General features: G+C 63.3%; 14 protein-coding genes. 12 read left to right on the forward strand and 2 right to left on the reverse strand.

Translation table 11 applies throughout. The features are described 5' to 3' along the window. Positions 1-45 precede the first annotated feature (45 nt). Entirely contained in the window at positions 46-321 is a 276-nt protein-coding gene (locus ACN0YJ_RS08520; RefSeq protein ID WP_417477913.1) for a helix-turn-helix domain-containing protein, read from the reverse strand. Between the two features lie 177 nt (positions 322-498). Here ACN0YJ_RS08520 and ACN0YJ_RS08525 point away from each other — a divergent pair, with 177 nt between their 5' ends. The 4 genes from ACN0YJ_RS08525 to ACN0YJ_RS08540 all read left to right on the forward strand — a co-directional run bounded on the left by ACN0YJ_RS08525 (position 499) and on the right by ACN0YJ_RS08540 (position 3,387). After that, a complete protein-coding gene (locus ACN0YJ_RS08525) occupies positions 499-1,074 on the forward strand; it encodes a hypothetical protein (RefSeq protein ID WP_417477845.1) in 576 nt (191 codons plus the stop codon). A 146-nt stretch (positions 1,075-1,220) separates the two neighbouring features. Next, positions 1,221-2,171 (forward strand): phosphatidate cytidylyltransferase, encoded by a 951-nt coding sequence (locus ACN0YJ_RS08530; protein WP_417477846.1) that lies wholly within the window; start codon positions 1,221-1,223, stop codon positions 2,169-2,171. Beyond that, entirely contained in the window at positions 2,172-2,810 is a 639-nt protein-coding gene (locus ACN0YJ_RS08535; RefSeq protein WP_417477847.1) for a lysophospholipid acyltransferase family protein, read from the forward strand. 34 nt (positions 2,811-2,844) lie between these two features. Further along, on the forward strand, positions 2,845-3,387 hold the full coding sequence (locus ACN0YJ_RS08540) for a CDP-alcohol phosphatidyltransferase family protein (RefSeq protein WP_417477848.1): 543 nt from the start codon (positions 2,845-2,847) through the stop codon (positions 3,385-3,387). A gap of 1,016 nt (positions 3,388-4,403) precedes the next feature. Here the strand turns inward: ACN0YJ_RS08540 and ACN0YJ_RS08545 are convergent. Next, positions 4,404-6,470: an amidohydrolase family protein gene (locus ACN0YJ_RS08545; RefSeq protein ID WP_417495934.1), complete on the reverse strand. Its 2,067-nt coding sequence runs from the start codon at positions 6,468-6,470 to the stop codon at positions 4,404-4,406. A gap of 240 nt (positions 6,471-6,710) precedes the next feature. Between ACN0YJ_RS08545 and ACN0YJ_RS08550 the strand changes: the two genes are divergently transcribed. The 8 genes from ACN0YJ_RS08550 to astB all read left to right on the forward strand — a co-directional run bounded on the left by ACN0YJ_RS08550 (position 6,711) and on the right by astB (position 18,445). Next, positions 6,711-8,585, forward strand: coding sequence for a cation:proton antiporter (locus tag ACN0YJ_RS08550; RefSeq protein ID WP_417495935.1), 1,875 nt, complete (start codon positions 6,711-6,713; stop codon positions 8,583-8,585). Between the two features lie 120 nt (positions 8,586-8,705). Then, the gene (locus tag ACN0YJ_RS08555; protein WP_417495936.1) at positions 8,706-10,265 is read left to right on the forward strand and encodes a L,D-transpeptidase family protein; all 1,560 of its coding nucleotides are present in this window, start codon (positions 8,706-8,708) and stop codon (positions 10,263-10,265) included. A gap of 411 nt (positions 10,266-10,676) precedes the next feature. Continuing rightward, positions 10,677-11,753: an OmpA family protein gene (locus tag ACN0YJ_RS08560; RefSeq protein WP_417477852.1), complete on the forward strand. Its 1,077-nt coding sequence runs from the start codon at positions 10,677-10,679 to the stop codon at positions 11,751-11,753. 214 nt (positions 11,754-11,967) lie between these two features. Beyond that, positions 11,968-13,254 (forward strand): cystathionine gamma-synthase family protein, encoded by a 1,287-nt coding sequence (locus tag ACN0YJ_RS08565; protein ID WP_417495937.1) that lies wholly within the window; start codon positions 11,968-11,970, stop codon positions 13,252-13,254. Positions 13,255-13,332: 78 nt separating this feature from the next. After that, positions 13,333-14,601 (forward strand): hydrolase, encoded by a 1,269-nt coding sequence (locus tag ACN0YJ_RS08570; protein ID WP_417495938.1) that lies wholly within the window; start codon positions 13,333-13,335, stop codon positions 14,599-14,601. A 16-nt stretch (positions 14,602-14,617) separates the two neighbouring features. Then, positions 14,618-15,628 carry an arginine N-succinyltransferase gene (locus ACN0YJ_RS08575; protein ID WP_417477855.1) on the forward strand — a complete coding sequence of 337 codons (1,011 nt, stop codon included), beginning with the start codon at positions 14,618-14,620 and terminating at the stop codon, positions 15,626-15,628. A gap of 10 nt (positions 15,629-15,638) precedes the next feature. Next, on the forward strand, positions 15,639-17,084 hold the full coding sequence (gene astD, locus ACN0YJ_RS08580; protein ID WP_417495939.1) for a succinylglutamate-semialdehyde dehydrogenase: 1,446 nt from the start codon (positions 15,639-15,641) through the stop codon (positions 17,082-17,084). Between the two features lie 20 nt (positions 17,085-17,104). Continuing rightward, positions 17,105-18,445, forward strand: a complete 1,341-nt coding sequence (gene astB, locus ACN0YJ_RS08585; RefSeq protein WP_417495940.1) for an N-succinylarginine dihydrolase — start codon at positions 17,105-17,107, stop codon at positions 18,443-18,445. Positions 18,446-18,475 lie beyond the last annotated feature (30 nt).

Consider the following 18,475-nt stretch of genomic DNA (forward strand, 5'->3'; position numbering starts at 1 on the left):
GCGGCGGGATCGTCGGCATCAGTCGGCGGTCGCCGTCGCGAAAAACTAGTTGGTCGTTGAAGTCTCATGGATTGGCGGCGATTTGAGCCGCACGCCGCGCCCGGTGCCCTGACTGGGCGCCTGCTCACCGATCAGCTCGACGCCGAGGGCCTCAAGCGCCTCGACCACGCGGACCAGGGACGAGACCACGCCGCGCACATTGCCGTCGCTGGCCTCCATGCGCTGGATGGTCGGGACCGAGACGCCGGCCTGGGCCGCCAGCGTCTTCTGGTCGATACCGAGCAGGGCGCGCGCCGCGCGCATCTGGGCCGAAGTGATCATGATCGCCATTTTCCCTATTGATACTCAAGCATACACATGAAACATGATATTTCAAACATCATCATTGTTGCTTCAGCTGCATTCCCCCGCCCATGAACCTTGCGCGCTTGAACAATCGTCCGCTCTCGCCCAATCTGGCCGGGATATTTCGGGTTTTTCAGACCAATGGGGAAATTCATGTCCAGCTTCGATCGCTTCGTAAAAGCCGTGCCGGCAGGTTCGCTCCTGCTCGCCGCGGCGTTGCTCGTCTCCTGCGGGGGCGTGGAGGGCGACCAGGCGCCTGCAGCCCCGGACGCGGCCACGCCTGCCGGGATTGTCGAGCCTGCGACCGGGGCGGACGGCCAGGCGGCGGACAGCCAGGCGTCGGACGGGCCCGCGGCTGTTATCGAACCCGTCCCGCTTGAGCCCGCTCCGGCCGTGCCGGGCAAGGGGCCCACCCCATCGGCATCGGTGGCCGAGCCCGCCTATGTCGGCACCTGGGGCGTCGATCTGGCGCAATGCAGCGACACCCAGGAATATGAGTGGGCCCCGATGGTCCTGCGCGCCGACGGCTATGACCAGTACGAGGCCCATTGCGATTTCGAGCTTGTGGACCAGACGGGCCCGGCGCAATGGCACATCACCGGCCATTGCAGCGTCGAGGGCGATGAGCAACCGCTCGATTATAATATGGCGATCGTGGACGGAGATCTCGTCCACTGGTCCGGCGATGCCCGCAAGGACGCCTGGACGCTGGTGCGGTGTCCGGAATAGGGGGCGTGCGGCATCGACCTGATCCCTGTTGCGTGAAGCCGATTCACCGCTAGGGTTGCAAAGGCAATGGGGAATCCGGTCTTGGCGTGCAGATTGAAACTCGCAGGCAGGTCCGCGCCCGCCCGCCACCCTGATGGCGGGGCGGGGTGAATCCGTTCGCCCCGCTACCTGCACCGCTCGGCGCCGGCTTTGCCGGCCTGCTGCTGCTTCTACTCGCAGGCAGTCTCGCGGCGGTCATCCTGCCGCGTGTGCAACCGGGTCGCTGGAGCGATCTCGGTCCGCGCATGCGCAGCTGGTGGCTGATTTGCGGCGTGATCGGCGGCGCCCTTCTGGCCGGCTGGCAGGCCTTCACGATTGTCTTCGCCCTTGTCAGTTTCGTTGCCCTGCGCGAATTCCTCACCCTGGCGCCGACCCGGCGTGAGGACCGTCTGGTGGTGCTGGTGGTCTATGCCTCGATCCTGATCAGCTATTGGGCGATCTGGATCGATAATTACGCTTATTTCCTGGTGATCGTGCCGATTTACGTCTTCGTGGGGACGGCGGTGATGATGACCCTGCTCGGACGGACGGACGGGTTTCTGGCGACGATCGGGGTGATGCATTGGGGCGTGATCGTATGCGTCTACAATCTCGGTCATGTCGCATTTCTGATGCGTACACCGGCGGCGGAGGTGCCGCAGGCGGGCGCGGCCGGGCTGGTTTTCTTCCTGATATTCATCACCCAGTTCAATGATGTCGCCCAATATGTGTGGGGAAAGGCGTTGGGCCGCCACAAGATCATCCCGACCGTCAGTCCGAACAAGACCTGGGAAGGCGCCATCGGCGGTTTTGTGACGACGGCGATTGTCTTCGTCGTGCTGGCGCCATTTTTTACACCGCTGGCCTTCTGGCCCAGCGTGCTGATCGGAGCGGTCTTGCCGGTGCTCGGTTTTTTTGGCGATATCACCATGTCGGCGATCAAGCGCGATCTGGGCGTGAAGGACACCAGTCTCTTCCTGCCCGGCCATGGCGGCGTCCTCGACCGGCTCGACAGTTTGATGTTCACCGCGCCCTGGTATTTTCACATGCTGGCGATCTTCGCCCTGGAGCGGTTCTAGATGCTGCAACTGGTGCGCCGTCTGATCCTGGTCCTGCTCGTGAAGCCCTTCGCCTGGCTGATTATCGGGTTTGATGTGCGCGGCCGCGACAATCTCCCGGTGACGGGACCGGCGATGATCGCCGCCAACCATAACAGCCATATCGACACGCTGCTGCTGATCTGTCTCTTCCCTTCCGCCAGCCTGGCGAAGATCCGGCCGGTCGCGGCGGCGGACCATTTCCTCAAGACGCCGTTCTCAAGCTGGTTCTACCAACGCGTTGTCGGCATCCTGCCCATCACCCGCACCGGCGCGGGCCGGAGCGATGTCCTGGCAGGCTGCAAGGCGGCCCTGGCTCGCGGCGAGATTCTGCTGATCTTCCCGGAAGGGACGCGCGGCAAGGCCGAGGAGATGGGTGATTTCAAGGCCGGCATTGCCCGCCTTGCCGAAGAGTTCCCGCAGGCACCCATCACGCCGGTCTACTTGCAGGGGGCCGGGCGGGTTCTGCCGCGCGGGGCCCGCTTTCTCGTACCCTTCAATTGCAGCGCCATCATCGGTGCCCCCTTCACCTGGCCAGGTAATCGCGCCGCCTTCATGGACCAGGTCAAGACGACGATCGAAACCCTGCGCAAGGATGCGCCGCCGCTGCGCTGGCTGTGAGCGCATCCTTGTCCGATTTCAAACGGAGACACCCATGATTTCCAATGCCGTCACCCTGTTCCGGATGGGCCTGGTGCTGCCGCTCTTCTACCTGCTCGCGACCGGCGGGCCGGGATGGACCGCGCTGGCATTCTATCTCGGATCGGGCCTGCTCGACATCGTTGATGGCAAGCTCGCCCGCGGGCTTGGCGAAAGCTCAGCCATGGGCGCGATGCTCGATCTTGTGGCCGACCGACTATTGACCCTCGCTGCGGTTGCCGGCTTGCTGGTCTATGGCGACCTCGGTCTGGCCGCGGCCTGTGGTGCGGTCGTCCTGGTTGCACGATGCAATATCGTCGCCTCGTTTGGGGAGGCGCTGGCGGCCCGTTTGGTGCTGGCATCCTCGCGCTTCGAATACCCCAAGATAGTGCTCAGCTTTGCCGGACTGGGTCTGGCGATGGTGCCACTGGACCTGGTACCCGGCACGCAAATCGCGCTGTCCCCCATTTCCGAAGCACTGATCGTGCTCGCCGCGGCGCTGACCCTGGTGACGCTGGCTGGCTATGCGCGCCAGACCGTGCGCGCATTGGCGGGGTAGGGCCGGCCTTGCGGACCTGTCCCGGCGCGTGCCGCCCTCGGTAAATAATCGGAATAATCGGGGACATACACCAATTAATCGCCACATCCCTGTTCCAGTTCAAACATGTGCGCCCCGGTGCACACCCTCCCATAAATCTCTTGCCAGCAGCGGGCCCTGCGAGCTTCAGCGCGTCAAGGCCGCCTTCGGCGCCGCGTTGCGGGCATGCGCCTTGACGCGCTGAAGCTCGCAGGGCGAAATCTCGGCATGAGATTTTTGGTGGGGCTGGGCGCAACGGGCGCCGCGTTCTCACTACACACAACATTGGCGAGACGTGCGTCGGCAAGCCTGGCTGCTGGACCCCGCCCCCGGCGGGATACCTTGTCCGCCCCCGGGGCTGCGCGGTTATAATCGCGGCAGTTTCGCTCTTTGACATCGTCGATCGATCACCACAAACGCGTTCGCGCCGCGCCAGGCGCGCAGCCCGGCGGCCGGCCCGACCTTGCGGCAAGGACGGCTTTGCGATGGCACGGTGATAGTCTCTGCCGTGTGCCCTGTCATGGTGTCCGGGCCTGTACAGGCAGAGTAATCGCCCTCCAGTGACAGGGTGACAGACTGGCAGAGTGTTTTCTGCAAAATCCGGACATATGTGAAATGGGACCGCCGACAGACCGTTCCTTGATTGGATCGGTCTGGTCGCCCGGAGAATATCCGGTTTCCTTGAAACCGGCGCGGTGGGCGCGCCAACCGCTCCAATCAATACACAAGGTTCTTCCCCCGGATTCATTCCGGGGCCTACCGGAGGGGAATCCAGCCAGGCTACCAACCGCTGGTCGGCCCCGGAATTCGCTTCGCTCCTCCGGGGAAATGATGTGTTTGGGGTTGGTGGCAACCGCCAACCTATCCCCGCCCACTGCCAATTATCCCACGTCATCCTGACGTCAGTCAGGACCTCGATATCGCAGGCTCCGCACCTGTCACGTCGAGGTCCCGGCTTTCGTCAGGATGACGGAGTTTTATAGGCTCAACCCTGTAACCTACTGCGCCGTCATCACATTCGGCACTTCGGTAAACGGCCGGATGCCAAACTCCGGATAGATTTCGCTCGGGTAGTAAATCACCCCGTTGGACGACACCATCGAGATGGTCTTGATCGCCGCGAGGTCCTGGGTCGGATCGCCCGGGATGAGGAAGAAATCGGCCAGCATGCCCGGCGCGATTGTGCCGAGCTCGTCATCGACGCCGAGATATTCGGCCATGCCATGGCTGGCCCAGGCGAGGATTTCCGGGGCGGTCATGCCGGTGCGCTGATACAGTTCCAGTTCGCGGTGCAGGGTGAAGGAGCCGCCCAGATCGGTGCCGGGGACGATGAAAATGCCGGCTTCGCGCATCATCGAGATCGTGGTCAGGATCTGGTCGAAGGCGCCGCGATAATTGGCGTCATCCTCGGCATTGGCGATATCGGCCCAGGCGGCGCGGGCGCTGCGCTGTTCGTCGACCGGCATATGGTCAATATAATCGACAACACCGGGGGTCAGCTCACCATTGCGCGACAGCAGCAAGGCCTCATGGATCGCCAGGGTCGGATCGATCGCGACGCCGCGTGTCGCCATCGCATTGATGGTGTTCTGAACCGGCTCGCTGGTGAGATCGAGCGCCGGCAGGCGGCGCAGCGCGGTCAGGCGCAGCAGCTCACGCGTGTCCTCGCCCTCTTCAAGCACCCAGCCGAGCATGACCTGGTTGATATGGGTCATCTCGTCATAGCCGGCCGCGATCATGGCATCGGCATTGGTGAAGGCGGGGACATGGCCGGAAACGCGCAGGCCGCGCTCATGGGCGCGCGCGATCATGGCGGGAACCCAGTCGGGATTCATCGAGTTGTAGATCTTGATCTGGATGAAATCGCCGGCATCGGCATAGGTGTCGACGGCGGCAACGGCCTCCGCCTCGCTATTGACCAGGATGCCATTATTGGAGCTGAACGGGCTTTGCCCCTCGATAAAGCCGCTGCGGAAGACGCGTGGTCCGGCCAGCTCGCCCGCTTCAATGCGGTTGATCAGGGCGCCGAGGACCTCATTATTATTGCCCATATCGCGCACGCTGGTGACGCCGGCGGCGATGTTGAGCACGGCACTGGTCTCGCCCATATGGGCGTGCATTTCGAACAGGCCGGCGATGAGCGATCCGCCACCGCCGTCGATCTCGACCTCACCGGCAGCGGTTGGCACATCGAGCGCATCAATGGCAGCGATCCGCTCGCCCTCGACCACGACCGAGACCGGGGCGCCGAGCGCCTGGGAGGCCGGGTCGAAGACGCGCACATTGCGGATCCGGACCGGGGCGCCGTAATCATGCGCCGTGCGTGACTGGATATCCTCCAGCCGTGCCGCGCCATAGCTGGCGGCGAGGGCGCGCAGACGTTCGTCTTCGGCCTCATAGCCGGTTTCCAGGATGGCGAAGCGCGGCGTGATCAGGGCGAAGAAGGCGCGCCCGTCCATCAGGATATAGGTCGGATCCAGGCTGGTGCCGGTCATGGCATAGCTGGTGACCAGGCGCTGGTTTTCGCCGTCGCTGACCGGCAATTGCCCGATCTCGTTCAGCTGCAGCGCGCCGCCGGGAATGGCGTTGAGGGAGGCGTCGCTTGTGTCCATCAGGGCGCGCGCGGCGATCGCCAGCCAATAGGGGCTGGCATTCTGGGGCACGTAGAAGGCCTCGCCCTCGATGACGGCTGCATCGCTGCCGGTGGCATCAGTCCAGCTGGCCTGGTCGTCCTCGAATTCGAAGCGCTCCGAGATCGGATTGCCGAAGGTCGAGGCACCTTCAATCGTCCAATGTGTCGGCAAGCCGGCGGCGCTAAGCGCCACGGTTTCGGAGATGGTCGGGCCGCGGCCATTATTGCGGTACTCGTACTCGACGCCATAGCCGGTTTCGGAGGCGGTGATCTCAAGCGCACCGATGTCGGTGCCACCAACCAGCACGGTGAAGCGCGAGGCCTCGGTTGCGGCGGCCGCGGTTTCGGTGTCCGGCGTGGTTCCGGACTTGCCACAGGCCACGAGGCTCGCGGCGAGCGCCAGGGCGAGGCCGATTTTGGACGATGCGTGCATGAGAATTCCCCCGAATATGATTGGATTTATGCCCAGCACTAACACCGAATCCCGGCGCTGTCAGCGCAGCGCGGCCGGGGCCGGTCCCCGCCGGACCAGGCTATGCGCTCATGCCGTCCGGGCCTGACCCGGCGATGGCGATGATAATCGTCGTCATCGCCGTGTCATTTCACCCGTTTTACGGAAATTTCCAGTCCTCGCCCGATTGAGCTTTGCCGCGGGCGCGCGCACCATGTCCTCATGGAATCATTTCTGCTGCAGGCGGCTATCTATCTCGGGGCCGGCGTCGTCGCTGTGCTGATCGCGCACCGGCTCGGGCTCGGCTCGGTGCTGGGCTATCTGCTGGCGGGGATCGCGATTGCGCCGCTGCTCGAACTGGTCGGTTCGCATACTGAGGATGTGCAGCATTTTGCCGAATTCGGCGTGGTTATCATGATGTTCCTGGTCGGCCTGGAATTGCAGCCACGCCTGCTCTGGGACATGCGGGTCAGGCTGATCGGGCTGGGCGGAATGCAGGTTGCGGTGACCGGCCTGACCCTGGCCGGCGCACTGGCGCTGGGGATGGACTGGCGCGTCGCGATCGCGCTCGGCATGATCCTGTCGCTGTCCTCGACCGCGATCGTGCTGCAAACGCTCGGCGAAAAGGGCTGGCTGCGCAGCGAGGGCGGCCAGTCAGCTTTCTCGGTCCTGCTGTTCCAGGATGTCGCCGTGATCCCGATGCTCGCCCTGATGCCGCTCCTGGCCGTCGGCACAGGCACCGGCGAGATGCCGATGTCGAGTGCCCAGCTCCTGGCTGAAGGGGCCGACGCGCCGGCCGCTGATCTCAGCCTGATCATGCACTTGCCCGCCTGGGGGCAGGCGCTGTTGACGCTGGGCGCGGTGGCTCTGGTGATCCTGGTCGGCCGCTATCTGACCCGGCCGGTCTTTCGTGCCATCGGACGCACCGGCCTGCACGAGATCTTCTTCGCGGCCTCCCTCCTGCTGGTGATATCGACTGCCCTGCTGATGGGCTGGGTCGGCCTGTCGGCGGCGCTCGGGACATTCCTGGCCGGAGTCGTGCTGGCCGATAGCGAATACCGGCACGAGCTGGTCAGCGTGCTCGAACCCTTCAAGGGCCTGCTGCTCGGCGTCTTCTTTATCACGGTCGGGGCGGGGATGCAGTTTTCCCTGCTGGCGCAGACGCCAGGGTTAATCCTTGGCCTGGTCCTGGCGCTGATCCTGGTGAAGGGCGTGATCCTGTGGGGGCTGACCCTGGTCTTCGGGATTCGCGGGCATGCCCGCTGGCTGTTCACCTTCTCGCTGGCCCAGAGCGGCGAGTTCGGTTTCGTCCTGCTGACCTATGCCGTCGGCGTACAGGTCCTGCCCGATCATATCGCCAATATCACCGGACTGGTCGTCGCGCTCTCCATGATGGCCACGCCGCTGGTCATGATCGTGTTCGAGCGTTGGGTCTCGCCGCATGTCTCGGCTCGCAGCGGGCCGTCCCGGCCGGCAGATCTGATCGACGAGGCGGCGCCGGTCATCATTGCCGGGATGGGCCGTTTTGGTCAGATCGTGCAGCGGCTCCTGGTGATGGATGGTCACCGCCCCGTCGTGCTCGACAATTCTCCCGCTCATATCGAAGTGATGCGCAAATTCGGCATCCAGGTCTATTACGGAGACGCGCTGCGCACGGGGCTGCTGGAGGCGGCGGGAATCGCCAAGGCGCGCCTGTTGATCGTGGCCACTGACAGCCAGGACCGGGCCGTTGAGCTCGTGCAGCACGTCAAGCAACGCTTCCCCCATGTCCGCATCATCGCCCGTGCGGCGAGCCGGGAGCATGTCTACCAATTGCGCGCCGCGGGTGCCGACAGCGCGATCCGTGAGCTGTTCGGCTCATCGCTCGAAGCCGGCCGTCAGGCGCTGGAGTTCCTCGGGCGCTCGCCCAGCCAGGCCGAGCGCAAGACCAGGGCATTCGCCGAGCATGATGAGGAAAGCCTGCGTCAACTCTTCGAGGTCTGGGACGCCGATACCGATGTGTTCGACAATACCGCCTACATGGAAAAGGCCCATTCGCGGGTCGTCTCGCTCGCGGAGTTGATGGCGGACGACGCCGAAGAGCGGCTCGAGAGCTGAGCATGCCGGCGCGCAGCACCCGTCTGGCCGACGGTTGGGCTTTCAGCTTTCGATTGCCGGAGAATATCGTTAACATCCGGTTTCGGGTTCTGGGGAGGGCCGGCTTTGCTGCGGACATGTTTGTTTCTGACGCTGTTTCTGATGCTCGCCTGCGGCCCGGCTGCGGCCGGGGCTGAAGATGTGCGTCCGGCCGGAACGGACACGATATCAACAGTGCGCAGTGCGCCCATACCTCTGGCGGTTCTGCCGGCCTGGAGCGAGGCGGCCATCGAGGCCTTGGCGATCGCCCTGTTCGATGCGCCTGGTCATGGTTTGCCGTCGCTGGACCGCACAGCCGAGGATTTGCTCGATCGGTCGCTGCCGCACGAACATCGTGCGGCTATGGCGACGCGGGCCTTCCTGCGCTTTGGCGCCTGGTTGCGCTACGGCCTGATGGATTCGCAGACTCACGAGCTCTACACGCCCGATGCGGCGGAGCGTGCCGGCTTGCACAATGCGCTCGCGGGCGCGCTGGCCGATAATCGTGTGGCGCAGACGCTGGACGGCTTTGCTCCGGAACTGGGGGAATACCGTGCGCTGCGGGCTGAAATGCTTCGTATGATGGCCCTGCAACCGATCTGGCCACACATTGAGCCGGGGCCGAGCCTGGCGCATGGTGATCGCGGCCCGCGCGTCGATCAATTGCGCGCCCGGCTGGCGGCGGTGGATGTCTACCGGGAAGACTGGAGTGCCGGCGACGCATTTGACGTGCGGCTGGAAACGGCGGTCCGGCGATATCAGGGCCGGGCCAATCTCTCGCCGTCCGGACAGATGGATCAGGCGACGCTGCGCGAACTGAATATCACGCCGCAAGAGCGCATGGCGCAATTGCGCGTCAATCTTGAACAACGCCGCTGGCAGAGCCGGGAGCCGGGGCGTCGCCACATCCGGGTCAATCTGGCCGACTTCACCCTTGAGGCCTGGCAGGATGGTCAGCTGGCCCGGCGGCACCGCGTAATGGTCGGGCGGCAAGTCAGTTCGACCCCGGAATTTTCCGAGGACATGCAGTATCTTGTCCTCAATCCCTGGTGGGGTATCCCGGGTGGGCTGGCGCAGAGCCGTTTTCGGTCATTCCGCCGCAATCCCGGTCTGGCGGCCCAATTGGGGTTCCGGATCTATGATGCGAGTGGCACCCAGATTTCAGTCTACGATATCGACTGGAGCCGCTGGGGGCGGGACTGGCCCTATCGCATGTCGCAACCGCCAGGTGGCAGCAATCCGATGGGCGAGGTGAAGTTCATCTTTCCCAATAGCCATAATGTCTACATTCACGATACTACCGAGCGGGACCGGTTCTCCGAGACCCGCAGGGATTTTTCTGCCGCCTGCATTCGTGTCCATGACCCGCTTGTGCTCGCCGAATGGGTGCTGAGCAGCCAGGAGGGGTGGAGTGCCGAACAGATTGAGCAGGTCGCCGCAGGCAATACGCCGACCGTTGTCTGGCTTGATGAGCGCTTGCCGGTCCATATCAATTACTGGACCGTGGCGCGCGATGCCGATGGCGATGTGCGCTATCTCAATGACCTCTATCGGCGCGACGGGGCGTTGATTCGCCGGTTCGAGGGCGCGCTTGCCCAGGCCTCGGACCTCGAGCACGAACGAATCGCCAGCCGTGGCGGGGCGCAGGCGACGCTCAACTAGGCAAATCTGCGGCGCGGCGCGGTCCGATAAGTGTGCTGCGAGATGCTGACCGGGCCGCACACGCTCAAGGTGATGTCGCAGTGCAGCATTTGAGCTTTTCCGCCATCGCCCGCCGGTTAATCGCGCCCAACCGGGGCGGATCCATGCTGTGGCAGGCGTATCAGCCGATAATGTCGCGATTTGACCGGCCGGCCGCGCCCAGCTTTCGCCGCAAAGGTGTAGCGTCTCTGCAACGGCATCAGAAATATGCACCGATTGCGTGTTTTCTCGGACTTCGTTGTGGCGAAGCTGGTCAGGTTGTTGTAATGAAATGAATGGGAAATATCCGGAGTGGGTGTTTTCGATTTTCTCGGAACGTTTCCGGGAATCCACTTTCACACCAAGGAGGCGCGAGCCTCCGGAGGGGGTATAATGAAAAATCGGCTTTTTACGGCGGTCGCCGTCGGAGCCTTCCTGGCAGCGGCTCCCGCGTTCGCTGACGAAGGCTGGTATGGTCGTGGCGCTGCCGGTTATGGCGGCCCAGGCGACACTGATGTGTCTGGTTCGCTGACTGGCGAAATCAATGGCGAAGGCAATTGGCGCGAAGCGGCTGCAATCGGCTACGAATGGGCCGATGGTTTCCGTTTTGAAGGCGAATTGGCGCATCGGTATAACAATACCGGCGCCGTTGGTTCTTTCGAGGACAGCTCGAGCAAGTTCCAGATCTGGTCGCTGATGGCGAATGCCATCTTCGATTTCAATCCAAATGGCTCCTACCACCCTTACGTCGGTGTCGGTGTCGGTATTGCTGAAACCAACGCGACTCTGTCCGGTTGGTCTGCTGGCACAATGCCAGTTGCAGCGACGCCAGCTGACTATGTTGTCTCGACGGACAGCGACAGCCCGTTCGCTTGGCAAGTCATGGCCGGTATCGGTTGGGAACTCTCCCAGCGCCTGACCCTGGATACCGAATACCGGTATTTCTCGGCTGGCAGCTCTGACTACTCTCCAGGCGTGAGCGTTGATGCGCTGGCTGGACATGAGGCATGGGTTGGTCTGCGTTATTCCTTCGCAGCTCCGCCACCACCGCCACCTCCACCACCGCCACCACCGCCACCACCGCCACCACCACCGCCACCGCCACCACCACCGCCACCAGCGGTCGTGTGTAACGATGTGCAGTTCCCAGTCTACTTCGAGTGGGATCGTGCGGACCTGACGGATCAAGCGCGTGCAGTTATCGCACAAGCTTCGAACCAGCGCGGTTCTTGCGGCGTGACACGCGTTTCGGTTTCGGGCTTTACCGACCGTTCCGGTGCAGCATCCTACAATGTGGGTCTGTCCGAGCGCCGTGCCCGCGTTGTTCGTGATGAACTGGTTCGCCTCGGCGTCCCGGCCAGCACGATCTCGCTGGAAGCCTTCGGCGAAACCCGCAATGCGGTTCAGACGCCAGACGGTGTGCGCGAGCCGCTCAACCGTCGTGCAGAAGTGGTCATCGTTCTCAACTAATCTTGAGTATGATGCCTAAAATCGGGCGGTCCGGCTTTTTGCCGGGCCGCCCTTTTTCTTGGAAGAATCATGCCGTAAACCCCTGTGATGCGGGCAGGGTGGGCCGGTTTTTCCGGCGTCTTCAGGACAGGCTTGACCCGCGCTCGAAGCTGGTTCTAATCCCTCCGACACGCAGCGGGGTGGCCCCGCCCGGCGCGATTTCGAGGACCTACCGATGAGCAAACCCGACAAGCCCTACCGCAAACATGCCGTGGCCGGCCACACGCTGAGCCCCGAGACCCAGATGATGAGCTATGGCTATGATCCCAAGCTCTCGGAAATGTCGATCAAACCCCCGGTCTTCCTGACCTCGACCTTTGCATTTGAAACCGCCGAGGCTGGCGCTTCCTTCTTCCGTGTGGCGCTGGGCCAGGCCGAAGAGGGCGATCCGGAGTCGGCGGGTCTGATGTATTCGCGCTTCAACAATCCGAACATGGAAGTGCTCGAAGACCGTCTCGCACTCTATGATGCGGCCGAGGAAGCTGCGGTCTTCTCCTCCGGCATGGCAGCGATTTCGACCACTTTGATGGCGCTGGCGCATACCGGTTCGGTGATCCTGCAATCGACCCCGCTCTATGGCGGCACTGAAAGCCTGCTGCGCAAATTCCTGCCCAATTATGGCATCAAGACGGTCGATTTCTTCGCAGCCGCCTCAGAGGCCGAGATCCGCGAAGCGGCCGAGGCCGCCATGGCGCTTGGCCCGGTCTCCGTGATCTATACCGAAACACCGACCAATCCGACCAATGACCTGGTCGATCTGGCGGCCTGCAATCGCATCGCCGACATGATTGCCGAGAAACAGGGCAAGCGCCCGTGGATCGTGGTCGACAATACTTTCCTCGGTCCTGTCGGCCAGGCGCCGCTCAAGCTCGGTGCCGATGTCCTGGTGTATTCGCTGACGAAATATGTCGGTGGCCACAGCGATCTGATCGCAGGTTCCGCATTGGGTGGGTCCGAGCCGATGGCGCTGGTGCGCGGCTTGCGCGGCTATCTCGGGACCAATCTCGATCCGCACACCTGCTGGATGCTGCTGCGGTCGCTGGAAACCGTGAAGATCCGCATGGATGCCGCGGCGCTGGGGGCCGAAAAAGTCGCCGCCTTCCTGCGCGACCACCCCAAGGTGAACCGCGTTCGCTATCTGGGCTTCCTGGGCGAGGGCAATCGTGACGCGGATGTCTTCAAGACCCAATGCATCTCGGCCGGTTCGACCTTCGCGTTCGATCTCGCCGACCAGGCCAGCGCCTTTCGTATGCTGAACGCCCTGCAGGTCATGAAGCTTGCTGTGAGCCTCGGCGGTACCGAGACCCTGATCTGCCATCCCGGCTCAACGACCCATCGCGGTGTCGATCCGGAATTGCGCAAGCGCCAGGGTTTCTCCGAAGGCCTGGTCCGGATCTCGGTCGGTATCGAAAATCCCGATGACCTGATCGCCGATCTGGCACAGGCGCTCGAGAAGGCCTGAGCCGAAATTGACAGCCTGGCCCCGGCGGATATGTCCGCCGGGGCTAGACCACTTCTTTTAAACCATTATCACTGAGCCATGTTGAATCCTCTGGAGCTCAATGCTGACGAGCGCGCCGTCCTCGACTGGGTCGATACGCGCAGCGACGCGATGATCGAGACCGTCAAGGCCTGGTCCGCGATCAATTCCGGCAGTCGAAATCCCGAAGGGCTGGAGCGCATGAGGGCCTGTCTCGAGACCGCATTTGACGAGCTCGATGATGCCCGTATCAATGCGGTCGAACTGCAGCCCTCCACCGTGGTCGAGCCCGATGGCCGCGTGCACGAACAACCCTATACCCCGTCTTTCCGTTGCCGCATCCGGCCGGAGGCGCCGGTCCGCATCGCCATGACCGGGCACCACGACACGGTCTTCCCGCTCTCCAGCACATTCCAGTCTACGACCTTGTGGGATGAGGACACGCTCAACGGACCGGGTGTGGCTGATATGAAGGGCGGAATATTGGTCATGCTGCACGGCCTGCTGGCCCTGCAACGCTCGCCCTGGAAAGACCAGATCGGCGTCGATGTCCTGATCAGTCCGGATGAGGAAATCGGTTCGCTCGGCTCGGCGCCTGTTCTGGCCGAAATCGGTGCCCGCGCCGACATCGGCATGACCTATGAGCCGGCCCTGGCCGATGGCTCACTGGCCGGTGCCCGCAAGGGCTCGGGCAATTGGTCGCTCAAACTGTCCGGTCGCGCTGCCCATGCCGGCCGCGAACACCATCTCGGCCGCAATGCGCTCGCTGCCGCCTGCGCCTTCGGTCTCGAGCTGGACGGGCTGAATGGTCGGCGCGAGGACGTCACCTTCAATCTCGCCCGCATTGATGGCGGCGGCCCGCCCAATGTAGTGCCGGATAATGCGGTGGTGCGCTTCAATATCCGCGTCAAGACCGATAATGACCGGATCTGGGTGCTGGCTGAACTCGAGCGCCTGCTCGATATGGTGCGGATTCGCGACGGGATCAGCGCCGAGCTCCATGGCGGTTTCACACGTCCGCCCAAGCCGATGAGCCCGGCCAATGCGAAAATGTTCGAATGGACGCGCGCGGCCGGATCGAGCCTCGGGCTGGATATTCGCTGGCAGGATACGGGCGGTGTCTGCGAAGGCAATAATCTGTGGGCGGCCGGCTGTCCCAATGTCGATACGCTCGGTGTGCGCGGTGCCGATATTCATTCCGATCGCGAGATCGTGAAACTGTCCAGCTTCGCCGAGCGCGCCAAGCTGTCGGCCGTGATGTTGATGAAATTTGCTCAAGGCCGGTTCGATGCGCGCGAAGCGCGCGCCCTGGTCCAACAACAAGACTGACAGGTCGGGGAAGACAATGTTGATCGTACGTGCCGCCAAGGCAGCTGATATCGATGCCCTGAGCCTGCTGGCGGAAGAAGCCGGGACCGGTTTCACTAGTCTGTCGGTCACACGCGATGTGTTGGCTGAACGGCTGGAGAAGTCCGAAGCGGCCTATCTGTCCGACCCGAAAGGGCAGACGGAAGACACCTATCAGCTCATGCTGGAGGACACGGAAAGCGGCAGGATTATCGGCTGTTCGGCGATCAAGGCGATGGTCGGAGTGTCCAAACCCTATTGGGACTTCAAGATCATCACCATTGCCCAGCATTCGGTCGATGCCCGGCGCCGGTTCGACATGGATGCCATGCTGCTGGTCAATGATTTCGCCGGATCGACCGAGGTCGGCACACTCTTCGTGTCCGAAGCCGGACGCGGCGGCGGGGCCGGGCGCCTGGTCGCCCAGTCACGCTATCTCCTGATGGGCGCAGCGCCGGAGCGCTTTGGCGAGAAAGTCCTGGCCGAATTGCGCGGGGTCGTGCTGGAGGATGGCTCCTCGCCGTTTTTCGACCATGTCTCGCGGCCCTTCTTCCACATGGATTTCGACGAGGCTGACCGGTTGAGCGCCTCGACCGACAATCAATTCATCCTCGATCTCGGTCCGCAGCATCTGATCTATGTCGATTTGCTGCCGCAATCCGTGCGCGATGTGATCGGCCAGCCCCACCGCGACGGCGTTGGCGCGCTGAATCTGCTGCGCTGGGAAGGCTTCCACTACGATAAATATGTCGACATTTTCGATGGTGGCCCGCTGGTTTCGAACTGGACGGAGAATATCCGGACCCTGCGCGAAAGCCGCGAGGTGACGGTGCGCGCCGCGACCACGGCTGGCGGCGTCCAGGGCATATTGTCGACCGACAGAATTGAAGATTTTCGCACGTGCGCCGTCGAGGCCGTCGATGATGGCGATGTGCTTGGCATCTCCCATGACGTGATGCGGGCGATGGATCTGCGAGACGGAGAGCGCGCCCGATTCTGGCGCCGGTAGAGGTAACACAATGAATTTCATCAATGGACAATGGCGCGATGGCTCAGCCGCGGCCTTCACCTCGACCAATCCGGCCGATAACTCGCTGGTCTGGAAGGGCAAGGCCGCCGGCGCTGATGATGTCGCCGCAGCCTTTACCGCCGCGCGCCAGGCCTTTGCGGCCTGGGGCCGGACATCGCTGGCAGACCGTATTACGGCGGTGGAACGCTACAAGGCCGAGCTGACGAGCCGCAAGGACGAGCTCGCCGATCTGATCGCACGCGAGACCGGCAAGCCCCTGTGGGAAACAGCTGGCGAAGTTGGCGCGATGATCGGCAAGGTCGACATCTCCATCGCCGCCCATGCCGACCGCACCGGCGGCTATGAGAGCGACACCGCCTTCGGCTTTGCGCGCATGGAACACAAGCCGCTCGGCGTCATGTTCGTGCTCGGCCCCTATAATTTCCCGGGCCATTTGCCCAATGGCCATATCATACCGGCCCTGATCGCCGGCAATACGATCGTCTTCAAGCCGTCTGAAATCACGCCGGGTGTGGGCGAAGCCATGATCCGGGCCTGGGATAGCGCAGGGCTACCGGCGGGCGTCATCAATATGGTCCAGGGCGCTCGCGACACCGGTGCCGCAGCGCTGGACAATGCCGAGCTCGACGGCGTGCTCTTCACCGGCTCCTGGGGCACGGGCAAATTCATTCACGAAAAATTCGCCGGCCGTCCGGGTATCCAGCTGGCGCTGGAAATGGGTGGTAATAACCCGCTGGTCGTCTGGGATGCCGCCGATGCCCGCGCCGCAGCCAGTATCGCCGTGCATTCGGCTTATATCACGGCGGGCCAGCGCTGTTCCTGCGCCCGCCGTCTGATCGTGCCGCGCGGTGAGACCGGCGATGCCGTCATCGCCGCCATTATCGAGATGGCCGGCCAGTTGACGATCGGCAAGTGGAATGACGCGGTCCAGCCCTTCATCGGCCCGGTGGTTTCGGCGCGTGCCGCGCAAGGCGTGCTGGACGCCCAGGACGATCTGCTCGCGCGCGGGGCGATCGCCTTGCGCAAGGTCGAGCGCGACGCGCTTGGCGATGCTTTCCTGCGTCCGGGCCTGCTCGACGTTACCGGTATCGAGGTGCCCGATGAGGAAGTCTTCGGTCCGATGCTGCAGGTCACACGCGCGGCCAGCTTCGAGGATGCGATGCAGGTGGCGAACAATACCGCTTACGGCCTGTCGGCCGGGCTGGTGTCTGACAGCCGTGATCTGTGGGAACGCTTCTGGGTCGAAAGCCGCGCCGGCATCGTCAACTGGAACCGGCCAACCTGCGGTGCGGCGTCCAACATGCCATTTGGCGGACCGGGCCAGTCGGGCAATCTGCGCCCGAGCGCCTATTACGCGGCTGATTATTGCGCCTTCCCCGTTGCCACCCAGGCCGCGCCGGAGCCGGAATACATGGCCATCAAGGGTATCGACTGAAGCTGTGAGAGGCCTGTCCCATGACTGCCATTGAAGCCAATTTCGACGGGCTGGTCGGGCCGACCCATAATTATGGTGGTCTGTCCGAGGGCAATCTGGCGAGTGCACGCAGCGAGGGGCTGGCATCCTCGCCCCGCGAAGCCGTGCTCGAAGGCATCGCGAAGATGAAGTCCCTGGCCGATATCGGCTTGCTGCAGGGCGTGATGCCGCCGCATGAGCGGCCTTATCTGCCCCTGCTCAAGGCCTTGGGTTTTTCCGGCAGTGATACGCAGATCATCGAGCGCGTCTCGCGCGAGGCGCCGCATTTGCTGCGCCGCGCCAGTTCGGCCTCGGCGATGTGGGCCGCCAATGCAGCCATGGTCTCGCCCTCGGCTGACAGCGCAGACGGCCGCGTGCATTTCACTTCGGCCAATCTGTTGACGACCGGGCATCGCGCGATCGAGGCGCCGCAGACACAGCGGGCCCTGGCCCGTATTTTCGCGGACGATGCCCGCTTCTGCGTCCATGAGGCCTTGCCCTATCAATCTGACTTCGCCGATGAAGGCGCCGCCAATCATGTCCGCCTTTGCGAAAATCATGGCGCGGCCGGGGTTGAATTGCTCGTCTGGGGCCGCGATGCCGCCTCCAGCTATGATGGCCGTTTCCCGGCGCGGCAGACGCGCCAGAGCTGCGAGGCGATCGCCCGCCGGCATCAGCTAGATCCGGCCCGCACCGTATTGCTGCAACAATCCCGCACCGCGATCGAGGCCGGCGCCTTCCATAATGATGTGGTTTGTGTCGGCACGCGCACCTGTCTTTTCTATCACGAGCAGGCCTTCGAGGACCGGGAAGGGGCGGTCGCCGCTATCCGGCGCGCCGCAGACGGCCTGTTCGAACCCGATTTTGTCGAGGTATCCGCCAGCGAAGTCTCGCTCGACGATGCCATCACCTCCTATCTGTTCAATTCCCAATTGCTGCAGATGCCCGGCGAGGACCGTCTTGTCCTGCTGGCGCCGGAAGAGACACGGGAGAACCCGGCGACCCGCGCCTATTGCGACCGGCTGGTCAGTGGCAATGGCCCGATTGGCGCCGTCCGTTTTGCCTCGGTCCGGCAATCGATGCGCAATGGGGGTGGCCCCGCCTGCCTGCGGCTTCGTGTCGTGCTGACAGAGGCCGAACGCGAGGCCGTTTCGGCGAATGTGATCATGACCCCCGAGCTGTTTGCGGCGCTCAATACATGGGGGCAGACGCATTACCGGGAGCGCTTGATGCCGTCCGACCTGGCTGACCCGCAATTGCTGCTCGAAAGCCGGCAGGCGCTGGATGCGCTGACCGGTCTGCTCGATCTTGGATCGGACTTCTATCCTTTCCAGCGCGGTTGATGACCATTCGGAAAGATTGCGGCCATTTGC

It is taken from the genome of Maricaulis sp. (assembly GCF_048270095.1).
GTDB lineage: Bacteria > Pseudomonadota > Alphaproteobacteria > Caulobacterales > Maricaulaceae > Maricaulis.